This window comes from Motilimonas pumila, assembly GCF_003596335.1.
Classification (GTDB): domain Bacteria; phylum Pseudomonadota; class Gammaproteobacteria; order Enterobacterales; family CBDFNC01; genus Motilimonas; species Motilimonas pumila.
Genome location: NZ_QZCH01000148.1, coordinates 1 through 610 on the forward strand (window position 1 = coordinate 1; position 610 = coordinate 610).

1 protein-coding gene is annotated in these 610 nt (G+C 53.6%); it reads right to left on the reverse strand.

What is annotated here, in order from left to right; genetic code table 11:
* Positions 1-193: 193 nt before the first annotated feature.
* The gene (locus D1Z90_RS20965) at positions 194-415 is read right to left on the reverse strand and encodes a hypothetical protein (protein ID WP_119912679.1); all 222 of its coding nucleotides are present in this window, start codon (positions 413-415) and stop codon (positions 194-196) included.
* Positions 416-610 lie beyond the last annotated feature (195 nt).

Below are 610 nucleotides of genomic sequence, written 5' to 3' on the forward strand. Positions count from 1 at the left end.
GACGGACCCCATGATGGTCCGTCATAGTCACGACGAGTCGTCACCAGGCCCGTCGTGTGTCACTGTTACTATAGAAATGTCATATTATTTTAATTTTTTTTTGTGTGGTTTTGCTTGTCTTGTTTGCCACTACTCGTACTAATATTGATCCTTTGCAGGTACTATCTACTATGGCACCCAAGCAAGACCGCACTTATGCACGCGGGCGATCAAAGTCTGTCGCCCCGTCTGCACGCATGATCATCGGCTCTGATGATGAGCGGGACCCTGAGTATGTGCCCCCAGGCACTTCCACACCTTCCCGTGCTGCACGTGCTCCCAGAGCCACACCCAAAAAGGTGGCGTCCGGCGTAGTCACTGCCTCCCAGTCTGATGAGGAGCGCACACTGACCGACACACCTTCTGGGTCAGCCACTAATGAAGAAGGAGCGTCTGGCTCCTTAGGAGTTTCATGGTCGGAGGAAGCCTCTGGGTTCCCGTACCCGCCCCTGCTGCAGAGTCTACCTCGTCTGATGAGGCTGACAAATCTGAATCCACACCCAGCTAATCGACTCGTGCTCTTACCCTGGTTGCCGATCATACCAATCGGTGGTGTGTCGACGGACAGTAT